Source organism: Vibrio sp. YT-18, from assembly GCF_033337345.1.
GTDB lineage: Bacteria > Pseudomonadota > Gammaproteobacteria > Enterobacterales > Vibrionaceae > Vibrio > Vibrio alginolyticus.
Window position 1 is genome coordinate 1 of record NZ_JAWOQO010000268.1, and the last position, 1,052, is coordinate 1,052.

Below are 1,052 nucleotides of genomic sequence, written 5' to 3' on the forward strand. Positions count from 1 at the left end.
TGCGTTCCAAATCGGCTTTATGCTGTTCATTCCGTTTTTGATCATCGACTTGGTGGTCGCTAGCGTCTTGATGGCCATGGGTATGATGATGCTATCGCCAATGATTGTATCGCTGCCGTTTAAGTTGATGCTGTTTGTGTTGGTGGATGGTTGGAACTTGATATTGTCGACCTTAGCCGGCAGTTTTGCCCTTTAGATTGGCACAGAGAAAAGAGGTAAGACATGACTCCTGAAATGTTTGTCGAGCTTTTCCGTGAGGCACTGTGGATGGTGTTGATCATGGTCTGTGCCATTATTATCCCTAGTTTGCTCATCGGTTTGGTCGTGGCGATTTTTCAAGCCGCGACGTCAATTAACGAACAGACATTAAGCTTCTTACCTCGTTTGATCGTGACTTTGTTAGCTTTGATGCTGTTTGGTCACTGGATGACGCAAATGCTGATGGAATATTTCTTCGGCTTGATTGAGCGCTTGCCTCAGGTTCTGTACTAGAGGCTGGTATGGAGTATCCCACTCAAATCATCTTAGACTGGATAGCCAATTATTTTTGGCCGTACGTTCGTATCTCGTCGATGTTGATGGTAATGACCGTTACTGGCGCTCGCTTTGTTTCTCCTCGTATTCGTTTGTATCTCGGCCTTGCGATTACTTTTGCCGTGAGGCCCGCTATTCCTGCTGTTCCGCAAGACATTCAACTGCTCTCATTTCGTGGTTTTATGACCATCGCAGAGCAGATGATCATTGGCGTCGCGATGGGCATGGTGACGCAATTTATGATCCAAACGTTTGTGTTGCTCGGGCAAATCCTTGGTATGCAATCGAGCTTGGGTTTTGCGTCGATGGTCGATCCTGCCAATGGTCAGAACACGCCATTGCTCGGTCAATTGTTCATGTTCTTGACCACCATGTTTTTCCTCGCAACCGATGGTCACTTAAAAATGCTGCAACTGGTGGTGTTCAGCTTTAAAACCCTACCGATAGGGTCGGGCACGCTTACCGCGGTGGATTTTCGTGATATGGCGGGTTGGCTTGGTATTATGTTCAAAACTGCT

The 1,052-nt window shown here is 47.0% G+C and carries 2 protein-coding genes and 1 pseudogene; all 3 read left to right on the forward strand.

What is annotated here, in order from left to right; all coding sequences use genetic code 11:
• Positions 1-196, forward strand: a pseudogene (locus R7M72_RS25885) (flagellar biosynthetic protein FliP); the annotation flags it as partial.
• Positions 197-222: 26 nt separating this feature from the next.
• Entirely contained in the window at positions 223-492 is a 270-nt protein-coding gene (gene fliQ / locus R7M72_RS25890; protein ID WP_005457784.1) for a flagellar biosynthesis protein FliQ, read from the forward strand.
• Positions 493-500: 8 nt separating this feature from the next.
• Positions 501-1,052 (forward strand): flagellar biosynthetic protein FliR (locus R7M72_RS25895; RefSeq protein WP_318056568.1); only part of this gene is annotated, 552 nt, incomplete at its 3' end.